Origin of the sequence: Pseudomonas sp. BT-42-2 (assembly GCF_025847435.2) — a bacterium.
GTDB classification, from domain to species: Bacteria; Pseudomonadota; Gammaproteobacteria; order Pseudomonadales; family Pseudomonadaceae; genus Aquipseudomonas; species Aquipseudomonas urmiensis.
In genome coordinates, this window is sequence record NZ_JAOYTM010000006.1 from 1 (window position 1) to 21,273 (window position 21,273).

Consider the following 21,273-nt stretch of genomic DNA (forward strand, 5'->3'; position numbering starts at 1 on the left):
TCGCGGGCAAGCCCGCTCCCACAGGGTTTGCGGGATTCGCAGCATCTGCGTGGTGTCAGTGCTGGCTCAACGCTGGACTTAAATCTACGCGGTACCTGTGGGAGCGGGCTTGCCCGCGAAGAGGCCAGAGCATCCACCACACCTGTCACTATCGCCAGATAACGCCAGCCCAGTCGCCGCCACTAACTTCGCGACTTCAGGAGGCCGAGCGTAGGTGTCTGAAGGGCCAGGTGCGCAGCACCCTTCGGCGCAGCCGAAGGCGCGAGATGTAGATTTGCGCAGCAAATCGTAGGCCGCGCGGGCCCGGAAGGCACCGAAGCGAGGGGACCCGAAGCGCAGCGTAGGGCCGGATGGTGGAGCGCAGACTTTTTTGGTTACTTTTTGGGGCGTTTGCCAAAAAGTGACCCGCCGTAAGGGCGGAAGGGTGCCGAAATATCACCATCGTGAATGGATAATCACACAAAACACATTGAATCAGACAAATCAGGAAATCAGGAAATCAGGAAATCAGCCACTACCCCCTCAAAGCAACACCACCTCAACCCGATCCCGACCCGCCTGTTTAGCCGCATAAACCCCAGCATCCGCCCGCAACAACAAAGCATCAGCCCCCTCCCCCGCCCGCCACCCAGCCACCCCAAAACTCGCAGTAACCCGCCCACCCCCCTCAATCGTCAAACTCCGCAGCCCCTGCCACAACTCCAACGCCAACCACCGCGCCTGTTCAGCATCACTCCCCGGACACAGCACCATGAACTCCTCCCCACCCAACCTGCAAAACACATCGCTACGGCGCAACCGCTGGCCAATATGCTGGCACAGGCTGCGCAACACATGGTCACCCACCGCATGCCCATGCTCATCGTTGATGCGCTTGAAATGGTCGATATCGAGCATTATCACCGCCAGCTCCAGACCATCACGCTGAGCCCGTTCCAGCTCGCTCTTGAGCCGTTCCTGGAAGTAGCGCCGATAATGAATACCGGTCAGCACATCGGTGATCGACAGCGCTCGCAGCTCTTCCTCAACCCGCTTGGTGTCAGATACATCCGTCAGATAGCCATGCCACAGGGTGCAGCCGTTATCGCCAATCTCCGGCGTCGCCTCGCCCCTCACCCAGCGCAGCCCGGCCCGCGGCAGAATCACGCGATACTCCTCCCGCCACGGCGACAGATGCTCGGCCGAGTAGCGCACCGAACGCCGTACCCGCTCCAGATCGTCCGGATGAATGCGCTCGAATACCACCGTCGCATCTTCGCCCAACAACTGCAGGTCGACCTCGTAGATGTCGTACAAACCCTGGCTGGCATAGGGAAAGCACGAATGTCCATCGGCATCCAGGCGGTACTGGTAGATACCACCGGGCACCTCGGCGCTGAGCTTTTCCAGCAGCCGATCACGCGCAGCGAGCGCCTCATGCACCCGACGCCGCTCGGTCACGTCGATACAAATCGCCAGATAGCCCACCCACAAGCCCTGCTCGTCGAGCACCGCAGTCACCAGCATATTGGCCAACAAGTGGCTGCCGTCCTTGCGCACCAAAGTCCACTCGCCGGGCTCTGCGCTGGGCTCTTGCACGGTTTCGGCGAACATCGCCTGGCCGCCGGCGATCTCCCGCCCGTAACGCACGGTCAAGGCATGCGCTCGCTGGCCGAGTTCTTCAGCTTCGACCAGGTCGGCAAGGTTCAGCTGACCCACCGCCTCACCGGCCGCGTAGCCCAGCATGCGTTCGGCGCCGGCATTGAAGGTGCTGACCACACCCTTGAGGCTGGTAGCGATGATTGCCACCTGGGTCGCGGCATCGAGCACACCGCGTAACTGATTGTGGGTGCCGCGCAGGGATTGTTCACTGATGCGTAATTGCGCCGTGCGCTGTTCGACCAGCCGCAAGGCGCGCTGACGTTGGCTGAACAGGCTGTACAGCAAAGCGCTGAGCAACACGCTGAGCAGACCTCCGAACAATGCCACCGTGTGCACTGCCGAAGAACGGTTGGCCTGCAAAAAAGCCTGGCTGGGCCGTATCGACAGCTGGTAGTGATGATCGGCCAAATGCAGCAAGTGGTTGCTGGCCATCGGGATCTGCGCGACCGGATTCTGCGAGTCGTACAGCACTTCCTGACCATTGCTCCCGGAGGTGTCGAGGATGCGCACCACCAGGTTATCGTCGACCGGCGGCGGCAGGCCCTCGGCGATCAGCTGGCGCATGCTCAGCAGCGCCATGACATAGCCGCTGGGCGCATTGTCTGGCCCGCGCTCGGCGAAGACTGGCGCCACCATCAGCAGGCCACGGGTATACACCGGCTCGACATTGATCATGTCCAACGGGGCCGACACCGCCATGCTCCCCGGCGCCGACGCTCGCGCCAATGTGGCTTCACGCAGTGGCTGGCCGAGCAGATCCAAGCCATAAGGCTGCCCCTGCAACGTGGCCGCTTGGGTATAGAGCACGGGATAAAAACGCTCGCGCGCCGCTGCTGGCTGCAACACGCCTTGCGCGTCCTGGTCGCGGATGTGATAAGGCTGGCCGAGCCAGGCACTGGCCTGACGCTCGAAGCTTTCTCGCTGCCCGGCCTCTACCCTCGGTGCCCAGGAATAGGCTTGGGTGCGATGCAACAGCGGTTTGACGTAGCCATCGAACTCACGCGGGGTGATTTCGCTTGAGTAGCTGAAGAATCGGCGCAGCCCGTCCAGGCGCTGCTCCTGATCATCGAAACGCTCGGCGATGCGGCTGTAGCGCTCATTGGCCAGCAGCTCGAAGCGCTGGCGCAACTGCTGCTTGTAGAAGGTCTGTGCGGCAATGGCCAGGGCGGCCGTGAGCAGGCCGCCAGCCACCAGGGCCACCAGGGCGACCGCCCACGCGGACAGCGCCTGGCTGAACAGGCCGAACACCTTCGCACGCACGCCACACTTGGACATAGAGCATTCTCGTCACGTCAGCGTCCTGCGAATTGTCCGGCCCTAGCTATTTATAGCCATTGGCCACTAGCGACGCAATGTACCTCGTCGCCTCAACGCAGTTGCAAACGCCATGCCCGGTGAATCTTGCTGTTACGCGCAAAGTCCGGGTCGACGGTCTGGGCGCTGATCTCCTCCACGGCGTAGCGTGCGCTCAGGCTCTCGTCGAGCTGGAACTTGCGGAAGTTGTTGGAGAAGTACAGCACGCCACCCGGCGCCAGACGGGCCAGGGCCAGGTCGAGCAACTGCACGTGGTCCCGCTGCACATCGAACACGCCTTCCATACGCTTGGAGTTGGAGAAGGTGGGTGGGTCGATGAAGATCAGGTCGTAGCTCTCGCGGCAGTTCTCCAGCCAGGCCATTACATCGCCCTGCTCCAGGCGATGGCGATCGGAATAGCCATTGAGCGACAGGTTGCGCCGCGCCCAGTCCAGGTAGGTCTTGGACAGGTCGACGCTGGTGGTGTCGCGCGCGCCGCCTTTGGCGGCATGCACAGTGGCAGTGGCGGTGTAGCAGAACAGATTGAGGAAGCGCTTGCCGGCAGCCTCGCGCTGGATGCGCATGCGCATCGGGCGATGGTCGAGGAACAGCCCGGTGTCCAGGTAGTCGGTGAGGTTGACCAGCAGCTTGACGCCACCTTCGTTGACTTCCTGGAAGCGCCCTTCGGTAGCCTGACGCTCATACTGGCGGGTGCCACTCTGGCGCTCGCGACGCTTGAGCACCACACGCTGCGGATCGATGCCAAGCGCCTGGGGAATGGCCGCCAGGGCATCGAGCAGACGGCCTTGAGCCTTGTCCGGGTCGATCGAGCGCGGTGCGGCGTATTCCTGCACGTGCACCCAATCCTGATAGAGATCGACCGCCAGGGCGTACTCGGGCATGTCGGCGTCATACAGGCGGTAGCAATCGACCTGCTCGCGGCGGGCCCACTTGCCCAGTTGCTTGAGGTTTTTCTGCAAGCGGTTGGCGAACATCTGCGCGCCTTCGGACAACCGCGCCGGTTCGCTGGCCACCGCCAGCTGACGCGGGCTGTCGACTTCTTGCGACTCGGACGAGCGTCGCTCGCCAGTGACGAACTGATCTGGTTGAACCTTGAACAGCAGCAATTTGCACGGCAGCGCGCCGTTCCAGAAAGCGTATTGCTTGTGGCTGCGGATCCCCATGCGCTTGCCCAGCTCAGGCGCACCGGTGAACACCGCAGCTTGCCAACCCAGGCAGGCCTGGCGCAGGCGTTCGCCAAGGTTCTGGTAGAGGTAGAGCAAGCTGGCTTCGTCACCCAGGCGCTCGCCATATGGCGGGTTGCTGATGACCAGGCCTTTTTGATTCTGGTCAGGACGCGGCTCGAAGCTGCCGACTTCACCCTGATAGATCTTCACCCAGTCCGCCAGGCCGGCACGCTCGACGTTGTTGCGCCCCGGTTGGATCAGCCGGGGATCGGCTTCATAACCACGAATCCACAGCGGTGGCTTGGCCAAGCCAGCCTCGGCGCGGGCTGCCGCCTCGTCGTGCACCTTGCGCCACAGCGCCGGCACGTGGCCGAGCCAGGCGCTGAAACCCCAACGCTCGCGCTTGAGGTTGGGGGCGATGTCGGCGGCGATCATCGCCGCTTCGACCAGGAAGGTCCCCACACCGCACATCGGGTCGGCCAGGGCGCCGCCTTCAGCGGCAATCCGCGGCCAGCCGGCGCGGATCAGCACGGCAGCCGCGAGGTTTTCTTTCAGCGGCGCGGCGCCTTGCTGCAGGCGGTAGCCACGCTGGTGCAAGCTGTGCCCGGAGAGGTCGAGGGAGAGGATCGCCTCGCCACGGTCCAGGCGCAGGTGCACGCGCAGGTCCGGGTTGAGCTTGTCCACCGAAGGACGCAGCCCTTCACGGTTACGCAGTTTGTCGACAATCGCGTCCTTGACCTTCAAGGCGCCGAAGTGGGTGTTGTCGATCCCCGAACCATGCCCGCTGAACTCCACGGCCAGGGTGCCATCGGCGGTCAGATGATCCTGCCAGTCGACGGCGTTGACGCCGTCGTACAGATCATCGGCGTTCTTCATCGAGAAGCGCTTGAGGACCAGCAGCACGCGGTTGCCCAGGCGCGACCAAAGGCACAGGCGGTAGGCGGTTTCCATGTCGGCCTCGCCACGAATCGCCGAGGTGTGCTCACGCACCTCCTCCAGACCAAGGCCACGGGCCTCTTCGGCAAGCAGGCCTTCCAGGCCCTTGGGGCAGGTGAGATAAAGTTCGAAACGGTCCGACATGAGTAATCCAGAGCCTTTGGCTATTTAAGTGACGGGTCGACGCATCGTCCCGCCGATGTTTACCCGAGCGCCCTTTTCACAGGCGCTCGGGTGGCGCTGCGTGCAGAGCAAGCGCCAGGCCACCCGACAGTTAAACGCTCCACCTGGGTGAAAACGCTTTGATCGTCGGGCAGTGTGAAAATTTCGTGGGTTCGCGGAGAAGGCGTGACCCTTCGTCGCATTACCAATTATTTCAGTCATGTGCCGGAAACAATGGCCAAATGACTGCAACCACCACTAAACCCTGATCATAGCGGGCTAAAGCCTAAACAGGGTTGAGTCGCATTTATTTACTTATCCTTTCATCGGCAGAAAGGTTACGTCCTTATGACAAATCGATCATTCACACTGTGACTCGCATTCGTTAGAACTGAACTCAGGTCGTTTCGCAATGGAACGACACTTCTGCTCGCGACGCCGGCAGCGAGCGCAAAACCGGCAGAAAGATTCTGCCCGGCCTCAGCGAGGCCGACGGGACATTACAGTCAACAAGTGAGGGCAACACCCTATGAGAAGACTTAAGCGTGATCCGTTGGAAAGAGCATATTCACGTGGCTACCAGTATGGGGTCACCGGCAAATCTCGCGAACTTTGCCCCTTCACCCTTCCATCCGTTCGCCAGGCCTGGATCAACGGCTGGCGCGAAGGTCGCGGAGATAACTGGGACGGTATGACCGGCACCGCTGGCATCCATAGACTCAACGAAAATCACGCCGTTGGCTGAACGAGGACATTGAATTCGAGTCACCATGCACGCCCCATCCGGGCGGCGGGCTACGGCCCAGGGGCCCCTTGATGGGGCCCTTTTTTATGCCCCGCCGTTACTGGCGCGGCATCGCAGCGATGGCATCCACCGCCTGGCGAATCAACGCCGGGCCCTTGTAGATGAAGCCCGAATAGATCTGTACCAGGCTCGCACCCGCGGCGATCTTCTCGGCAGCATGCCGGCCTTCGGTAATCCCGCCCGCAGCGATGATCGGCATCCGCCCGGACAGCTCGCCCGCCAGCACCTTCACCGTGTGGGTGCTTTTTTCCAGCACTGGAGCCCCCGACAGCCCACCCGCCTCGCCGCCGAACGGCAGGCCTTCGACGCCTTCGCGAGACAGCGTGGTGTTGGTGGCGATCACTGCGTCCATACCCGAGTCGAGCAAGGCCGCCGCTACCAGGGCGGTTTCTTCATCAGTCATGTCCGGGGCGATCTTGATCGCCAGCGGTACGCGCTTGCCATGCTCGCTGGCCAGTTGCTCGCGGCGCACGGCCAGGGCATCGAGCAGTTGCTTGAGCGAGTCACCGAACTGCAGCGAACGCAGGCCCGGGGTATTCGGCGAGCTGACGTTGACGGTGATATAGCTGGCGTCGTTGTAGACCTTCTCCAGGCCGATCAGGTAGTCGTCAACCGCGCGCTCGACCGGGGTGTCGAAGTTCTTGCCAATATTGATGCCCAGAATGCCGTCATAGCGCGAAGCCCGCACCCGGGTGAGCAAATGATCGACGCCTAGGTTGTTGAAGCCCATGCGGTTGATGATCGCGCTCGCCTCTGGCAGACGGAACAGGCGCGGCTTGGGGTTGCCCGGTTGCGCACGCGGGGTCACGGTACCGATCTCGACGAAGCCAAAACCCAGCTGGGCGAAGCCATCGATGGCCGCGCCATTCTTGTCCAAGCCTGCGGCCAGGCCCACCGGGTTGGCGAAGTTCAAGCCCATGACGGTCACCGGGGTTGCTGCCGGCTGCTTGCACAGCAAGCCATTGAGCCCCAGCCGGCCACCTGCGCCGATCAGGTCGAGGGACAGGTCGTGGGAGGTTTCCGGAGAAAGCTTGAACAACAGCTGGCGGGCCAGGGTATACATGGGCGGGCAAGACTCGGGGGTGAGTGAGGGGGCGATTATAGCCAGCACGCCGCCGCCGCGACAGGCCTTTACCGCACCTGTGGCATATCGCTTGCTTCGCTCAGGCTTCAAAGCCTATTGAGTACGGGCGAGGAGCTTCGTGAATACATTCCCCCGCGCAACACCTCTGGCCTGGGTCAACGGCAGCGATGCACCGGAAAAGCCCAGCCTGGACATTGGCTTCATGGCCCTGACCGATTGTGCTTCGGTAGTGGTCGCAGCCACCCAAGGCTTTGCCCAGCAACAGGGCCTGACCCTCAACCTCAAGCGCCAGGCCTCCTGGGCCGGCCTGCGCGATAAACTGGTCAGCGGCGAACTCGACGCGGCGCACTGCTTATATGGCCTGATCTACGCCGTGCACCTGGGTATCGGCGGCGTAGCGGCCAGCGACATGGCGGTGCTGATGGGCCTCAACCAGAATGCCCAGGCGATCAACCTGTCGCCGGCACTGCAACGCAAGGGCGTGACCAGCCCTGAAGCGCTGGCCAGGCTTGCGCACCAAAATGGCTCACGGCTGACCTTCGCCCAGACCTTCCCCACCGGCACCCACGCGATGTGGTTGTACTACTGGCTGGCCAGCCAAGGCATTCATCCGCTGCGCGACGTGCACAGTGTCGTGGTGCCACCGGCGCAGATGGTCGCTCACGTCCAGGCCGGGCGTATCGATGGCTTTTGCGTCGGCGAGCCCTGGTCGGCCGATGCCGTGGCCCAAGGCCAAGGCTTTACCCTGGCCACCAGCCAGTCGATTTGGCCAGACCATCCGGAAAAAGTCCTCGGTTGCGCGCGTGCCTTTGTCGAGCAATGCCCCAACAGCGCCCGTGCCTTGATCACAGCCATTCTCGCCGCCAGCCGCTTCATCGAGCAGAGCCCGGAAAACCGCCGCAGCACCGCCCAGTTGCTCAGCGGCACGGCGTACCTGGATACGCCGCTGGAAACCATCGAGCCGCGCTTGCTCGGCGACTACCAGGACGGCCTGGGCAACCGCTGGCAAGACCGGCACGCGCTGCGCCTGTTCGACCAAGGCCGGGCCAACCTGCCGTACCTGTCCGACGGCATGTGGTTCATGACTCAATTCCGCCGCTGGGGCCTTTTGCGCGAAGACCCTGATTACCTCGACGTCGCTCGCCAGGTGCAGCAGCTGGCGCTCTACCGGGAAGCTGCGGCAGCACTCGGCGTGCCTTGCGCTGAGCTGCCAATGCGCAGCAGCCTGCTGATCGACGGCATCCGCTGGGATGGCAGCGATCCCCACGGCTATGCGCGCAGCTTTCGCCTGCATGCCATGGCTGAGACACCCAGCGCCCGTGTCGGTCTGTGAGGGGGACGAACATGCTACGCATCCTGCTGATCGACGACACCGAAAAGAAAGTGGGCCGGCTCAAGGCCGCACTGGCCGAAGCCGGCTTCGAAGTCATCGAAGCCGGTGGGCTGACCATCGACCTGCCCGCCTGCGTCGAAACGGTGCGTCCCGATGTGGTGTTGATCGATACCGAGTCACCGGGGCGGGATGTGATGGAGCAAGTTGTGCTGGTCAGCCGTGATCGACCGCGCCCCATCGTGCTGTTTACCGATGAGCACGACCCGCAGGTGATGCGCCAGGCGATCCAGGCTGGGGTCAGCGCCTACATCGTCGAAGGCATCCATAGCGCCCGCCTGCAACCGATCCTCGATGTAGCCATGGCCCGCTTTGAGAGCGACCAGGCGCTCAAGGCCCAGTTGTTGGCGCGCGACCAGCAACTGGCCGAGCGCAAGCGCATCGAGCAGGCCAAGGGCTTGCTGATGAAGATGAAGGACTGCAACGAGGAGCAGGCCTTCACCCTGATGCGCCGCCAGGCCATGAGCAAACAGCAGAAACTGATTCAGGTGGCCGAGCAGATCATCGCCATGCACGAGATGCTGGGCTGAGCCTAACGGCCAGTATGCGCTGGCCGGCACTGACAAGCCAAAACCGCCAGCTCAAGATTGGCCCGGCTCTTGCTGAACAAATACCACAGGTAGCCAACGGCGGTTGCCCAACCCTCCGACAAAGACGTCGCTCTCCCCTCCACTGCGGTGGATCGGGTAGCGGCGTCTTTTTCGTTCCGGCCCTGCGCAGACAGGGTATGACTACCGTTGCAAGCCGCGCGAGGTGTTCGATGAGTACGAGTTTCTGGAAGTCCGGGCATGTGCCTACCCTGTTCGTCGCGTTCCTGTATTTCGACCTGAGCTTCATGGTCTGGTACCTGCTTGGCCCCATGGCGGTGCAGATCGCCGCCGACTTGCAACTGAGCCCGCAACAACGTGGCCTGATGGTCGCGACACCGATCCTGGCTGGCGCGCTGCTGCGCTTCGCGATGGGCATGCTGGTCGATCGCCTGTCGCCAAAAACCGCCGGCCTGCTCGGTCAGGTGGTGGTGATCCTGGCATTGGCCTGTGCCTGGTTGCTGGGTGTGCACAGCTATGAGCAGGCGTTGCTGCTCGGCGTGTTCCTTGGCGTTGCCGGCGCTTCGTTCGCGGTCTCGCTGCCACTGGCTTCGCAGTGGTATCCGCCACAACACCAGGGCAAGGCCATGGGCATCGCGGGTGCCGGCAACTCCGGCACCGTATTCGCCGCCCTGCTGGCCCCGGCGCTGGCGGCAGCCTTTGGTTGGAACAACGTGTTCGGCTTCGCCCTGATCCCGCTGCTGCTGACCCTGGTGCTGTTCGCCTGGCTGGCACGCAACGCCCCACAACGCCCCAAGCCCAAAGCCATGGCCGACTATTTCAAGGCACTGGGTGATCGTGACAGCTGGTGGTTCATGTTCTTCTACAGCGTCACCTTCGGCGGCTTCATCGGCCTGGCCAGCGCCCTGCCCGGCTACTTCAGCGATCAGTACGGGCTGAGCCCGGTGACTGCCGGTTACTACACCGCCGCCTGCGTCTTTGGCGGCAGCATGATGCGCCCACTGGGCGGCGCCCTGGCCGACCGCTTCGGCGGTATCCGTACCCTGCTGGGCATGTACAGCGTAGCCGCAGTGTGCATCGCTGCGGTCGGCTTCAACCTGCCCAGCGCTGCCGCGGCCTTGGCCTTGTTCGTCAGCGCCATGCTCGGTCTTGGTGCGGGCAATGGTGCGGTGTTCCAATTGGTGCCGCAGCGCTTTCGCCAGGAAATCGGCGTGATGACCGGGCTGATCGGCATGGCCGGCGGCATCGGTGGCTTCATCCTGGCCGCAGGCCTGGGCATGATCAAGCAGCACACTGGCGACTATCAGCTGGGGCTGTGGCTGTTCGCCAGCCTCGGCCTGCTGGCCTGGTTCGGCCTGCATGGGGTCAAGCAACGCTGGCGCACCACCTGGGGCTCGGCGGCGGTCACCGCGGCACGGGTCTGAGGCAGCCAACATGAGCCTGCAACTGAGCTTTGCCCAAGCCACGGCCACCGGCCCGCGCGCGGAAAACCAGGACGCTTTGCGCCTGGTCACCCCGGCACCGGAGCTGGCTGCCAGCAAGGGCTACCTGTTCGCCCTCGCCGACGGCGTCAGCCAGTGCGCAGACGGCGGCCTGGCAGCACGAGCCAGCCTGCAGGCGCTGGCGCTGGATTACTACGCCACCCCGGCGACCTGGGCCGTGCCGCAGGCGCTCGATCGCCTGCTGCTGGCGCAAAACCGCTGGCTGCGCGCCCAGGGCAGTGGCCAACCGCTGTTGACCACCTTGAGCGCGCTGGTGATCCGCGGGCGGCGCTTCACCCTGGCCCACGTTGGCGACTGCCGGGTCTATCGCTGGCACCAGGGGCGCTTGCACTGCCTGAGCGAAGACCATGTCTGGGATCAACCCGGCATGCAGCATGTGCTCAAGCGCGCCTTGGGGCTGGATCAGCACCTGCTGGTCGACTACCTCGAAGGCGAGCTGCACAGCGGCGAAAGCTACCTGCTGCTCAGCGACGGCGTGTGGGCCAGCCTGGGCGACCAAGGCATCCTCTCGGTGCTGCGCGAGCACGCAGATCTACAGGAGGCGGCCAATACGCTGGTGGCCAGCGCTCATCTGTGCGGCAGCCAAGACAACGCCAGCGCCCTGCTGGTGCGGGTCGAGCAACTGGGGCCAGCAAACTTGGGAGACACCCTGGCACAACTGCAACAGTGGCCTGTGCCAACAGCGTTGCGCCCAGGGCAACTGATCGATGGCTGGCGGGTCGATGCACAACTGGCGCGTAGCCGCCAGTCATTGCTGTACCGCGTTCACGACAGCCAAGGCCACCCGTGGCTACTGAAGACCTTGCCCACAGGCCAAGAAACACAAGCCGGCGCCGCGCAGCGTTTGCTGCAGGAGGAATGGTTCCTGCGCCGCGTTGCAGGCCGGCATTTCCCCGAGGTGCATGCCGCCAGCCATCGCCAGCACCTGTACTACCTGATGCGCGAATACCCAGGGCAGACCCTGGCGACCCTGCTGACCGAAAGCGGCCCGCTGCCGCTGGTGCAATGGCTGGAGGTCGCCCGCCAGTTGCTGCAAGCGGTAGGCGTGCTGCACCGACGCAACCTGCTGCACCGAGACATCAAACCAGACAACCTGCACCTGGGCGAAGACGGCCAGCTGCGCCTGCTGGACTTCGGCCTGGCCTATTGCCCGGGCCTCTCCGAAGACGCCCCGCATGATCTGCCCGGAACCCCCTCGTTCATCGCCCCGGAAGCGTTCGAAGGGCAACCGCCCAGCCCCCGCCAAGACCTCTACGCGCTGGGCGTAACCCTGTATCAGCTGCTTACCGGGCACTATCCCTATGGCGAAGTCGAAGCGTTCCAGCACCCGCGTTTCAACAACCCGATTAACCCGGCGCGCTATCGCCCAGACCTTCCCGAGTGGCTCCAGCGCAACCTGGAGCAGGCCGTCGCCGCGGACCCTGCGCAGCGTTTCGAAACCGCTGAACAGTGGCTGTTGTTGCTCGAACGCGGTGACCGCCAGGAGCTGACCGGCCGCCCTCGGCCATTGCTTGAGCGCGAACCGGTGAAAGTCTGGCGGACCTTGGCGCTGCTATCGATGCTGTTCAACCTGATTGCGCTGTTCTACCTGTTCAAAGGCTGAGCGGCGCTGCTGATGAGGAACTCCCCAATGCATGCAAAAGTCTGGCTGGTGGGCGCAGGCCCCGGCGACCCTGAGCTTCTGACCCTCAAGGCGGTGCGTGCGCTGCGCCAGGCCCAGGTGGTGATGATCGATGACCTGGTCAATCCGGCGCTGCTCGAGCACTGCCCGCAGGCGCGAGTGATTGCCGTGGGCAAGCGCGGCGGTTGCCGCTCGACGCCGCAAGCGTTCATTCAACGGCTGATGCTGCGCCATGCCCGCCAGGGCCGTTGCGTAGTGCGACTCAAAGGTGGAGATCCGTGCATCTTCGGCCGTGGTGGCGAAGAGGCACTGTGGTTGCAGGGCTACGGCATTGAAGTGGAGGTGGTCAATGGCATTACCGCAGGGCTGGCCGGCGCGACCCAGTGCGGTATCCCGCTGACCTTGCGTGGTGTCAGCCGCGGGGTGACGCTGGTCACTGCACACACCCAGGATGACAGCGAGCTGAACTGGGCAGGACTAGCCCAGGGCGGCACTACGCTCGTGGTGTACATGGGCGTCGCCCGCCTGGAGGAGATCCGCCAAGGCTTGCTCAGCGCCGGCATGCCTGGCGATACGCCTGTGTCGATGATCGAAAATGCCTCGCTGCCCCATCAACGCGAATGCCGCAGCCAGCTAGAGCGAATGGGCTTGGATGCCCGTGCATTCGGCCTGCGAAGCCCGGCGATCCTGGTGATTGGCGAGGTCGTGGCACACACCGCCCAGCAGAGCCTGCTGCAGCAGTTGGCCAGCTAGTTCGCAAGATGATTGCAGGCGTCCCCTCACTCAGATAGGTAAGGGATTGGATTAGCCAGGGTAGGCTGAGCTACGCCCTTTCCGCAGGGATGTTTTGCCCTCTAAAACAGAGCGGCTGTAACCACATCGTATTTCCCATTTGATCCGCAGGATGGCCCTAGATCAAAGGTCAAGAGCCCCACGGTGCAAGGCGTTGAGCATGCGCGCGGGCTCAGCGCCTGTCTCGTCCAGCAGACATAACGGGATTCCCTTCAAGGCCTGTTGCGAATCTGCCAGGCCTTTGCCGATCAAGGCCAGCGGACACACAATTTCCATCTGCAATGAACGCAGACGCTTAGCCAAGGCGGGGCTCACCGGCGTCTGAACTTTTATCACCAATGCCGCTGGTTGCATCGCCGCACACACGATGGGCAGCTCTTCCAGCGGCTGTCCGCAACCGAGCACTTCAATGTGCTGTTGCTCGCTGCTCAACAGTAGCCCGGCGCACAACAGCTGGAGTTCGGCTTGCCCCTCTGTACCTGCTAGCAACACCCGCGGGGCATCGGACTGATTCATTTGCAGGCGCAGCAGCAAGCGGGCGCGCAAGAACGTGTCGAGAAACATCCATTGGCTCCGCTGGCCTGGCGCTGCCCCTGAAGCCAGGTCATACCACACCGGCATTAGCACTTCACATAGCACGGTGGCCTTGGGGAAGAGCGTGAACAACTGACCATGGATCCCTTCCAGTGCCTGCCTATCGAATGCCCTGGATGCGCGCGCCACGGCGGCTCGCCATTGGTCGAAGGCCGAGGGCTGCACAGATACATCAGGCTGGCCTGCGAGCCTATCGCCAACTTTGCTGATGGGCACACCGTTGCCGGTCCAGCGCAAGATGTCGCGGATGCGCTGGACATCCCGCGCCGTGTACAGGCGATGGCCGCCCTCGGTGCGCTGCGGCCGTATCAATCCATGGCGCCGCTCCCAGGCACGCAAGGTTACCGGATTGATGCCGGTCAAGCTGACCACATCGCGCATGGGGAGCAAATCGGGTGGGCTGGCGTCAGTCATAACGAAGGGGGTATCGAGGTGGTGGAACATTCTAAACTCAATGGACCTTCTGCGGCGAACCTGCATGGTTCATCATGCAACAAACAGCACCGAAGCTTTCTGCACAGAAGCGACGCTGCGCCTATCGCATACGAAACGCCTGTAGGTGAGCCCCATGATCAACGCGAAACTCCTGCAACTGATGGTCGAGCATTCAAACGATGGCATCGTCGTCGCCGAGCAGGAAGGCAATGACAGCATCCTAATTTACGTTAACCCCGCCTTCGAGCGCCTGACCGGCTATTTCGCTGACGACATCCTCTATCAGGATTGTCGTTTTCTGCAGGGCGAGCGTCATGACCAGGAGGGCTTGGCAACCATCCGCGAGGCGATCCGGGAAGGCCGCCCCTGCCGCCAGGTGCTGCGCAACTATCGCAAGGACGGAAGCTTGTTCTGGAATGAGTTATCGATCACGCCCGTGCGCAACGAGGCGGACCAGTTGACGTACTACATCGGTATCCAGCGCGACGTCTCAGCACAGATTTTCGCTGAGGAAAAGGTACGCGAGCTAGAGGCTGAAGTGGCTCAATTGCGGCGACAACTGGAACAGCCCGAGCGCTGACAAAACTATACAAGAGCATATTTTTGTATAGATTAATGCCGGAATTTCAGCTATACCTGTACAGCAAACGAGTTTTGTACAGGTTTTCTGGAGCCCAGCATGTCAGCCTACCTACAGCAATTCGCCGAGCGCTTCGCTGGCCTTAATGGGGCGAACCTCGACACGCTGGAAAAACTGTACAGCGAAGATGTCAGCTTTCGCGACCCTCTGCATCATATACAGGGGCTGCAGGCCCTGCGGGCATATTTCGAGCAGTTGTACGCCAATGCCAGCGATATCCGTTATGCCATCACCAGCACCGACGAGGTGAGGCCCGGGCAGGGCTACCTGCGCTGGACACTGCAATTTTGCCACCCACGCCTGTCCCGAGGTCAGCAGATCACCTTGCAAGGGTGCAGTTGCCTGCACTGGCGCGACCGTGTGTATTTTCACCAGGACTACTTCGACGCTGGCGCCCTGCTTTATGAGCACCTTCCCATCATGGGCGGGGCAATCCGCTGGCTCAAAGGTAGGCTGGCATGAGCCGCTGCTGGTTGACCGGCGCAAGTAGCGGTATCGGCGCCGCGCTCGCACACATTCTTCTGGAACAAGGCCACCAGGTTGCCTTGGGTGGTCGCCATGGCGATCGTCTTGCCGCTCTGGCCGAACGGTTTCCCAATCAGGTACTGCTGGCCGTTGGTGACCTTGACCACCCGGAGCAGGTCGCCGGCATCGCTGCCCGGATCGAGCAGGCCTGGGGAGGGCTGGACATGGCCATTCTCAATGCAGGCACCTGCGAATACCTGGAGCCGGGGCATTTCGATCCGCTGTTGGTCGAGCGTGTGATGCGCACCAACCTGCTGGGTGTCAGCTACTGCCTGGCGGCGGCACTACCCTTGCTTCGCGTCGGCCAGCGTCCCCACCTGGTGGTGATGGGCAGCTCGGTGACCTGGCTGGCCTTGCCCCGCGCCGGCGCCTACGGCGCGTCCAAGGCCGCAGTGCGCTATCTGGTGGAGTCACAGCGAATCGACCTGAGTCACGAGGGTATCGCGGTCACGCTGGTCAGTCCTGGCTTCGTCGACACGCCGCTGACCCGTCGCAACGATTTCCCCATGCCGCAGCTGTGGACCGCACAGCGCGCTGCCCAGTATATCGCCAGGCGCCTGCCCCGGCGTCCCTTGGAAATCAACTTCCCCGGGCTTTTCACCTTGCTATTGCGCCTGCTCGGGGCGCTCCCCGCGCGCTTGCGTTTGGCGCTTGGCCAACGCCTCGCCCGCCATCAACAGGAAAGATGATCCATGCGGATAGCCATCATCGGCAGTGGCATCGCGGGGCTGACCTGCGCCCATCTGCTGTCACGCAAGCACGAAGTAACGGTTTTCGAAGCCGAGCAGTGGATCGGAGGTCACACCCACACCCTCGATGTGGTCTGGAAGGGCCAGCGCCATGCAATAGACACCGGCTTCATCGTTTTCAACGACTGGACCTACCCGCACTTCATCCGATTGCTCGACCAGCTCAAGGTCCCCTCGCAGCCGACTGAAATGAGTTTTTCCGTGCATGACCCGAGCACTGGCCTGGAATACAACGGTCACGACCTCAACACACTGTTTGCCCAGCGCCGCAACCTGGTGTCCCCAGGTTTCTGGGGCATGATCCGGGATATTCTGCGCTTCAATCGCCAGGCACTGGCCGACCTGGACACCCAGCGCATCGATAGCAACACCACCTTGGGCGCCTACCTTCAAGCACAGCGTTATGGGCAGCGCTTTATCGAACACTACATCGTGCCGATGGGGTCGGCGATCTGGTCGATGTCCCGGGCAGACATGCTCCACTTCCCCCTTGAGTTCTTCGTGCGCTTCTGTCGCAACCACGGTTTGCTCTCGGTCAATCAACGTCCTCAGTGGCGGGTGATCAAAGGCGGTTCGCGCAGCTACGTCGCGCCGCTGTGCCGACCGTTCGCCGAGCGTATCCGCCTCAACTGCAAGGTTTACCGGGTCAGCCGCGACGAAGGCGGGGTGACCGTCTTGAGCGCGGCTGGCACCGAACGCTTTGACAATGTGGTGTTCGCCTGCCACAGCGATCAAGCCCTGGCGCTGTTGGAAACGCCGAGCATGCAGGAGCGAGAAGTACTTGGGGCCATAGGCTACGCCAGCAACGATGTGGTGCTGCACACCGATACCCGTCTGCTGCCTCGCCGCACAAACGCCTGGGCCAGCTGGAACTATCGCCTGGGCGGCTCGGAGCAGGCTCGCGCCGCACTGACCTACAACATGAACATTCTGCAAGGTATCCAGGCACCGACAACCTTCTGCGTGAGCCTCAACCAAACTGCGCTGATTGACCCCGCGCAAGTGATCGCCCGCTTCCAGTATGCCCATCCGCAGTACAGCCTTGCAGCGTGCGCCGCTCAGGCATGCCAGGCACAACTGCAGGGCCAGCAACACAGTTACTTCTGCGGCGCCTACTGGGGCAACGGCTTTCATGAGGACGGAGTGGTCAGTGCACTGAAGGTGGCCGCCCATTTCGGAGAACAACTGTGAACTGCAGCCTCTGTGTGGGCTGGATCAGCCACCGTCGACTGACGCCGCGGCGCCACGCGTTCCGCTACCGGATCGGCATGTTCTACCTGGACCTGGACGAACAAGCCTGGCTAATGGGCCTGTCCCGCTGGCTGGGACGTTGGCGCCTGGCACCGCTGTGCTGGCGCGAAACCGACTACCTGCCAGCGCAGACCCGCCACGGCGAATCCCTGGCCCAGGCCGCGCGCTTGTTGGTCTCCCAGGCGACGGGGCATATGCCCGAAGGCCCGGTAAGGCTGCTCACGCAACTGCGCTGTTGGGGGCTGTCATTCAACCCAGTGAGTTTTTATTTCTGCCATGACCGCGACGGGCGCCTGACGGCGATCCTGATGGAGGTGCGTAACACCCCGTGGCGAGAACGCTTTCATTATGTGCTACCGGTGCAAGACAACCTTGCCACGCCCTTGATCGTGGCTAAGGCCTTTCATGTATCGCCATTCATGCCACTAGAAATGGACTATCACCTGCGCTTCTTGCTGAGCACGGACCATGTACGCATTCACATGCAGAACTGGCAAGGCGCCAGCAAGGTGTTCGAGGCCGACCTCGCCCTGCACCGTCAGCCACTGAATGCAACCGCGCTACGTCGATATGTACTGACCTTCCCCTGGATGAGCCTGCGAACTCTCTTGGCCATCTACTGGCAAGCGCTAAGTCTTTTGCTCAAGCGCACCCCAGTACATGACCACACCACCAGCCAGGGTGACCTGGCGCTCGGCCAACCTTGCGAGGACCCTGAAGATGTCGAATCCCACCCTGAGCGTTAGTAAGTTTGCAGGTCTTGCGCCATTGCTCGGCGGGCTGGCACGCAGCGCCGTTCTCGCCCAGATGAGCACGCTGCGCCACGGCCACCTGCGCCTGCTCAGCCACGGGCAGCTGTGGAGCTTCGGTGATGCCGACAGCCCGCTGCAGGCCGAGGTGGAGATCCTCGATGATGCAACCTGGAACCTGATTGCCGGCAATGGTTCGATTGGCGCTGGAGAAGCGTACATCCACGGCTATTGGCGCAGCCCCGATCTGGCGCGGGTGACTCGCCTGTTCGTTGCCAACCTCCAAGTGCTCGACGCGCTCGAGGGTGGCCTGGCCCGCTTCGGCCGCCCTGCCCTGCAACTGCTGCACCGACTCAACCGAAACAGCAGGCGTGGCGCCCGGCGCAATATTCTGGCGCATTACGACTTGGGCAATGCACTGTTCGAGCGGCTGCTGGACCCAACCATGATGTATTCGGCAGCCCAATTCGAGCATCCAGGGCAAACACTGGAGCAAGCCCAGATGCACAAGCTGGAGCGCATCTGCCAGAAGCTTGAACTACGCCCTGGCGAGCACCTGCTGGAAATTGGCTGCGGCTGGGGCAGTCTGGCGATCTACGCGGCTACCCGATATGGCTGCCGTGTCACCACCACCACGCTCTCCGAGGCGCAGTACAGCCATACCCAGGCGCGCGTCAAGGATTTGGGGTTGGAGCACTGCGTGACGGTGCTTCGCGAAGACTACCGCGATCTTCAAGGTAGTTTTGACAAACTGGTCTCGATCGAGATGATCGAGGCTGTCGGCCATCGTTACCTGCCGGTGTATTTCCGCCAGTGTGCCTCGCTACTCAAGCCCGAAGGCCTGATGCTGTTGCAAGCAATCACCATCCGCGACCAGCGCTACGCCCAGGCGCGCCGCTCGGTCGACTTCATCCAGCGCTACATCTTCCCCGGTGGCGCCCTGCCTTCGCTGAGCGTGTTGCTCGACACTGCCAGCCGGCACACCGCACTCAACCTCGTGCATATGGAGGACTTCGGGCAGGACTATGCCCACACCCTGCGGCACTGGCGTGAGAATCTGCGCCAGGCGCGCACAGCGCTGATCGACCTGGGCTACGACGACATGTTCCAGCGCTTGTGGGAGTTCTACTTGTGCTACTGCCAGGGTGGTTTCGAAGAACGCACCATCGGCGTTGCGCACCTGCTGTGGGCAGCGCCGAAGGCACGCTGTGCCCCCATGCCTGGCAGTGCCTGATGCCCAACCGCTGGGTGGTTGCCAATGCCGTCTGGTTACAGGCTGCCTGGTGGGGCTGCGTACTGGGCGCCGAACGCCCCTGGCTGTTGCTGCTGGTGCTTGCGGGCGTGGCGGTACACCTGCGCCTGTGCACGGACTTCAACGCCGAGGTCAAGGCGCTGTTGCGCGTAACTTTAGCCGGCTGTGTGCTCGACAGCGCGCTGGGGATATTGGGCGTATTCGCCTTCGACGCCTGGCCGCTACCCCTGTGGCTGGCGCTGCTTTGGCTGGTGCTGGCCAGCGGCATGCGCCACAGCCTGGCATGGGCCGCCAGGCACTGGCAGCTCGCAGCGCTGCTAGGCGCACTTGGCGGCCCACTGGCCTATGTAGGCGGCGCAAGACTTGCGAATGTCGCCTTGCCGTTGGGCACGATGCTAACCGCCCTGCTACTGATGCCGATATGGGCTTTGGCCCTGCCTCTGCTAGCGCGCCTCGCGGCGCGACGCTGACCTGCGGCATCGCTCGGAGCAGTAGCGCACCTGTTGCCAACAGCGAGTCCAGCGCTTGCGCCAGTTGAACGGCCGACCACACACCACGCAGATCTTGCTGGGCAAAAGACTTTTTTTCATAACGCCTGATCTGAATCAAGCCGCGCCAACAGTGACTGGCCACGCTGCCAGACGGCGTCACGGCGGCTAGCCGACATGTTATCGAGACTGCGATAGACCAAGGCCAGACGCGGGTTAGGCGAAAGCACGGGGCGATGGCGGATGAGAAAATGCCAGTACAGGGCATTGAACGGGCAAGCATCCTCCTCGATCACTTGGTCGACCCTGTAACTGCAAGCTTTGCAATGATCGGACATGCGCTGAATGTAACGACCACTGGCACAGTACGGCTTGGACCCCAAATAGCCGCCATCGGCGTGCATCACCATGCCAAGGGTGTTGGGCAGCTCGACCCAATCGAAGGCGTCCATGTAGACCGCCAGGTACCACTGACAAATCGCCGTGGGCATGATACCGGCCAGCAAGGCGAAGTTGCCGGTGACCATCAACCGCTGGATATGGTGAGCGTAGCCCAAGCGCAGGGTCTGCCCGATGGCTTGTTCCATGCAGCGCATACGGGTGTGCCCAGTCCAATAGAATTGCGGCAACGCACGCTGGTTGCCCAAGTGATTGAGCTCTGCATACTCAGGCATGCGCAGCCAATAGATGCCGTGCACATACTCACGCCAGCCGATCAACTGGCGGATGAAACCTTCGGCTGCATTGAGCGGCACCCGCCCCTCACGCCAGGCCTTGTCGACCTCATCGCACAGACAACGCACATCCAGTAGCCCGATGTTGAGCGCCGCACTGATGCGCGCGTGGAACAGGTACGGCTCGCCCTCGGCCATGGCGTCCTGGTAGTCACCGAAGGCGGCCAGGCCGAAGTCCAGGAAATGCTGCCAGAGCTGTTGTGCCTGGGCATGCGTGACGGGGTAGTCGAAGCCGTCAATGGCCCCGTAGTGGTCGCTAAAGCGCTGACGCACCATGACCAGCACCGCCGCCGTGATCTCGTCGTGCGGGAAATGCGCAGCAAACGGCCCGCGCAACTGGCGTGGCAATGGCTTGCGATTGTCGCCATCAAAATTCCAGGCCCCCCCTGCCGGGCGGCCGTCAGGCTCCAGCAGCAGGCCGGTTCGCTTGCGCATACCACGGTAGAAGTTCTCCATACGCAGCTGCCGACGCTCCTGGGCCCAGCGTGCAAAGGCTTGGCGAGAGCACAGAAAACGCGTATCGCGATGCCACACAAGCGGCAATTGGGCCTCGCGCAACGCCTGCTCCAGGCGCCACTCACCGCACTCGGTCAGGTGGATGTGCGTGGCACCCAAGGCGTGATGCCAACGATGCAACTCGCCTACGATGCTACCGCTGTTGCCGTCGGCGTCCAGCTCGACATAATGAACTTGCCACCCCCGCTCACGCAGTGCCTGGGCGAAGTGCCGCATGGCACTGAAGATGAGCACGATCTTCTGTGGATGATGCGGCACGTACCGGGCCTCGCCCTCCACTTCCGCCATCAGGACAGCATCGCGTGCAGGGTCAAGGGCCGTAAGACTTGCAAGATCGAACGACAGCTGGTCACCCAGCACCAGGCCCAGGCGCATCGTT

The 21,273-nt window shown here is 62.7% G+C and carries 19 protein-coding genes; 13 read left to right on the forward strand and 6 right to left on the reverse strand.

Annotated elements, in window-relative coordinates:
- Positions 1-522: 522 nt before the first annotated feature.
- Both OIU19_RS04640 and rlmKL read right to left on the reverse strand, forming a co-directional pair.
- On the reverse strand, positions 523-2,916 hold the full coding sequence (locus OIU19_RS04640) for a diguanylate cyclase (protein WP_264233717.1): 2,394 nt from the start codon (positions 2,914-2,916) through the stop codon (positions 523-525).
- 92 nt (positions 2,917-3,008) lie between these two features.
- Positions 3,009-5,201, reverse strand: coding sequence for a bifunctional 23S rRNA (guanine(2069)-N(7))-methyltransferase RlmK/23S rRNA (guanine(2445)-N(2))-methyltransferase RlmL (gene rlmKL / locus OIU19_RS04645; RefSeq protein ID WP_264233718.1), 2,193 nt, complete (start codon positions 5,199-5,201; stop codon positions 3,009-3,011).
- A gap of 547 nt (positions 5,202-5,748) precedes the next feature.
- Between rlmKL and rmf the strand changes: the two genes are divergently transcribed.
- Entirely contained in the window at positions 5,749-5,964 is a 216-nt protein-coding gene (rmf, locus tag OIU19_RS04650) for a ribosome modulation factor (RefSeq protein WP_079227119.1), read from the forward strand.
- Between the two features lie 97 nt (positions 5,965-6,061).
- Here rmf and OIU19_RS04655 read toward each other — a convergent pair whose 3' ends face one another.
- Entirely contained in the window at positions 6,062-7,087 is a 1,026-nt protein-coding gene (locus tag OIU19_RS04655) for a quinone-dependent dihydroorotate dehydrogenase (protein WP_264233719.1), read from the reverse strand.
- Positions 7,088-7,226: 139 nt separating this feature from the next.
- Here OIU19_RS04655 and OIU19_RS04660 point away from each other — a divergent pair, with 139 nt between their 5' ends.
- The 5 genes from OIU19_RS04660 (at position 7,227) to cobA (ending at position 12,922) form a co-directional block, all read left to right on the forward strand.
- Positions 7,227-8,441, forward strand: a complete 1,215-nt coding sequence (locus tag OIU19_RS04660) for a CmpA/NrtA family ABC transporter substrate-binding protein (RefSeq protein ID WP_264233721.1) — start codon at positions 7,227-7,229, stop codon at positions 8,439-8,441.
- Positions 8,442-8,452: 11 nt separating this feature from the next.
- Positions 8,453-9,028, forward strand: coding sequence for an ANTAR domain-containing response regulator (locus OIU19_RS04665; protein ID WP_264233723.1), 576 nt, complete (start codon positions 8,453-8,455; stop codon positions 9,026-9,028).
- Between the two features lie 230 nt (positions 9,029-9,258).
- Positions 9,259-10,470: a NarK/NasA family nitrate transporter gene (locus OIU19_RS04670; protein ID WP_264233725.1), complete on the forward strand. Its 1,212-nt coding sequence runs from the start codon at positions 9,259-9,261 to the stop codon at positions 10,468-10,470.
- Positions 10,471-10,480: 10 nt separating this feature from the next.
- A complete protein-coding gene (locus OIU19_RS04675) occupies positions 10,481-12,151 on the forward strand; it encodes a bifunctional protein-serine/threonine kinase/phosphatase (RefSeq protein ID WP_264233727.1) in 1,671 nt (556 codons plus the stop codon).
- A 27-nt stretch (positions 12,152-12,178) separates the two neighbouring features.
- On the forward strand, positions 12,179-12,922 hold the full coding sequence (gene cobA / locus OIU19_RS04680; RefSeq protein ID WP_264233729.1) for a uroporphyrinogen-III C-methyltransferase: 744 nt from the start codon (positions 12,179-12,181) through the stop codon (positions 12,920-12,922).
- A gap of 162 nt (positions 12,923-13,084) precedes the next feature.
- Here cobA and OIU19_RS04685 read toward each other — a convergent pair whose 3' ends face one another.
- Complete coding sequence (locus tag OIU19_RS04685; protein WP_264234326.1) at positions 13,085-13,969, reverse strand: MerR family transcriptional regulator; 885 nt, start codon at positions 13,967-13,969, stop codon at positions 13,085-13,087.
- A 154-nt stretch (positions 13,970-14,123) separates the two neighbouring features.
- On the opposite strand from OIU19_RS04685, the gene OIU19_RS04690 reads away from it, so the two are divergent.
- The 7 genes from OIU19_RS04690 to OIU19_RS04720 all read left to right on the forward strand — a co-directional run bounded on the left by OIU19_RS04690 (position 14,124) and on the right by OIU19_RS04720 (position 19,626).
- Entirely contained in the window at positions 14,124-14,570 is a 447-nt protein-coding gene (locus tag OIU19_RS04690; protein WP_264233731.1) for a PAS domain-containing protein, read from the forward strand.
- A gap of 99 nt (positions 14,571-14,669) precedes the next feature.
- Positions 14,670-15,092, forward strand: a complete 423-nt coding sequence (locus OIU19_RS04695) for a nuclear transport factor 2 family protein (RefSeq protein WP_264233734.1) — start codon at positions 14,670-14,672, stop codon at positions 15,090-15,092.
- Complete coding sequence (locus tag OIU19_RS04700; RefSeq protein WP_264233736.1) at positions 15,089-15,844, forward strand: SDR family oxidoreductase; 756 nt, start codon at positions 15,089-15,091, stop codon at positions 15,842-15,844. The genes OIU19_RS04695 and OIU19_RS04700 overlap by 4 nt, the downstream gene beginning before the upstream one ends.
- A 3-nt stretch (positions 15,845-15,847) precedes the next feature.
- Complete coding sequence (locus OIU19_RS04705) at positions 15,848-17,095, forward strand: NAD(P)/FAD-dependent oxidoreductase (protein WP_264233738.1); 1,248 nt, start codon at positions 15,848-15,850, stop codon at positions 17,093-17,095.
- A complete protein-coding gene (locus tag OIU19_RS04710) occupies positions 17,092-17,901 on the forward strand; it encodes a DUF1365 domain-containing protein (protein WP_264233740.1) in 810 nt (269 codons plus the stop codon). The genes OIU19_RS04705 and OIU19_RS04710 overlap by 4 nt, the downstream gene beginning before the upstream one ends.
- Entirely contained in the window at positions 17,876-19,138 is a 1,263-nt protein-coding gene (locus OIU19_RS04715; RefSeq protein WP_264233742.1) for a cyclopropane-fatty-acyl-phospholipid synthase family protein, read from the forward strand. Before OIU19_RS04710 ends, OIU19_RS04715 begins: the two co-directional genes overlap by 26 nt.
- A complete protein-coding gene (locus OIU19_RS04720; protein WP_264233744.1) occupies positions 19,138-19,626 on the forward strand; it encodes a DUF2878 domain-containing protein in 489 nt (162 codons plus the stop codon). The genes OIU19_RS04715 and OIU19_RS04720 overlap by 1 nt, the downstream gene beginning before the upstream one ends.
- Here OIU19_RS04720 and OIU19_RS04725 read toward each other — a convergent pair.
- A complete protein-coding gene (locus tag OIU19_RS04725; protein WP_264233746.1) occupies positions 19,600-19,746 on the reverse strand; it encodes a DUF2256 domain-containing protein in 147 nt (48 codons plus the stop codon). The two genes, OIU19_RS04720 and OIU19_RS04725, sit on opposite strands and share 27 nt — an antisense overlap.
- Positions 19,743-21,269, reverse strand: coding sequence for a cryptochrome/photolyase family protein (locus OIU19_RS04730; protein WP_264233748.1), 1,527 nt, complete (start codon positions 21,267-21,269; stop codon positions 19,743-19,745). The genes OIU19_RS04725 and OIU19_RS04730 overlap by 4 nt, the downstream gene beginning before the upstream one ends.
- Positions 21,270-21,273 lie beyond the last annotated feature (4 nt).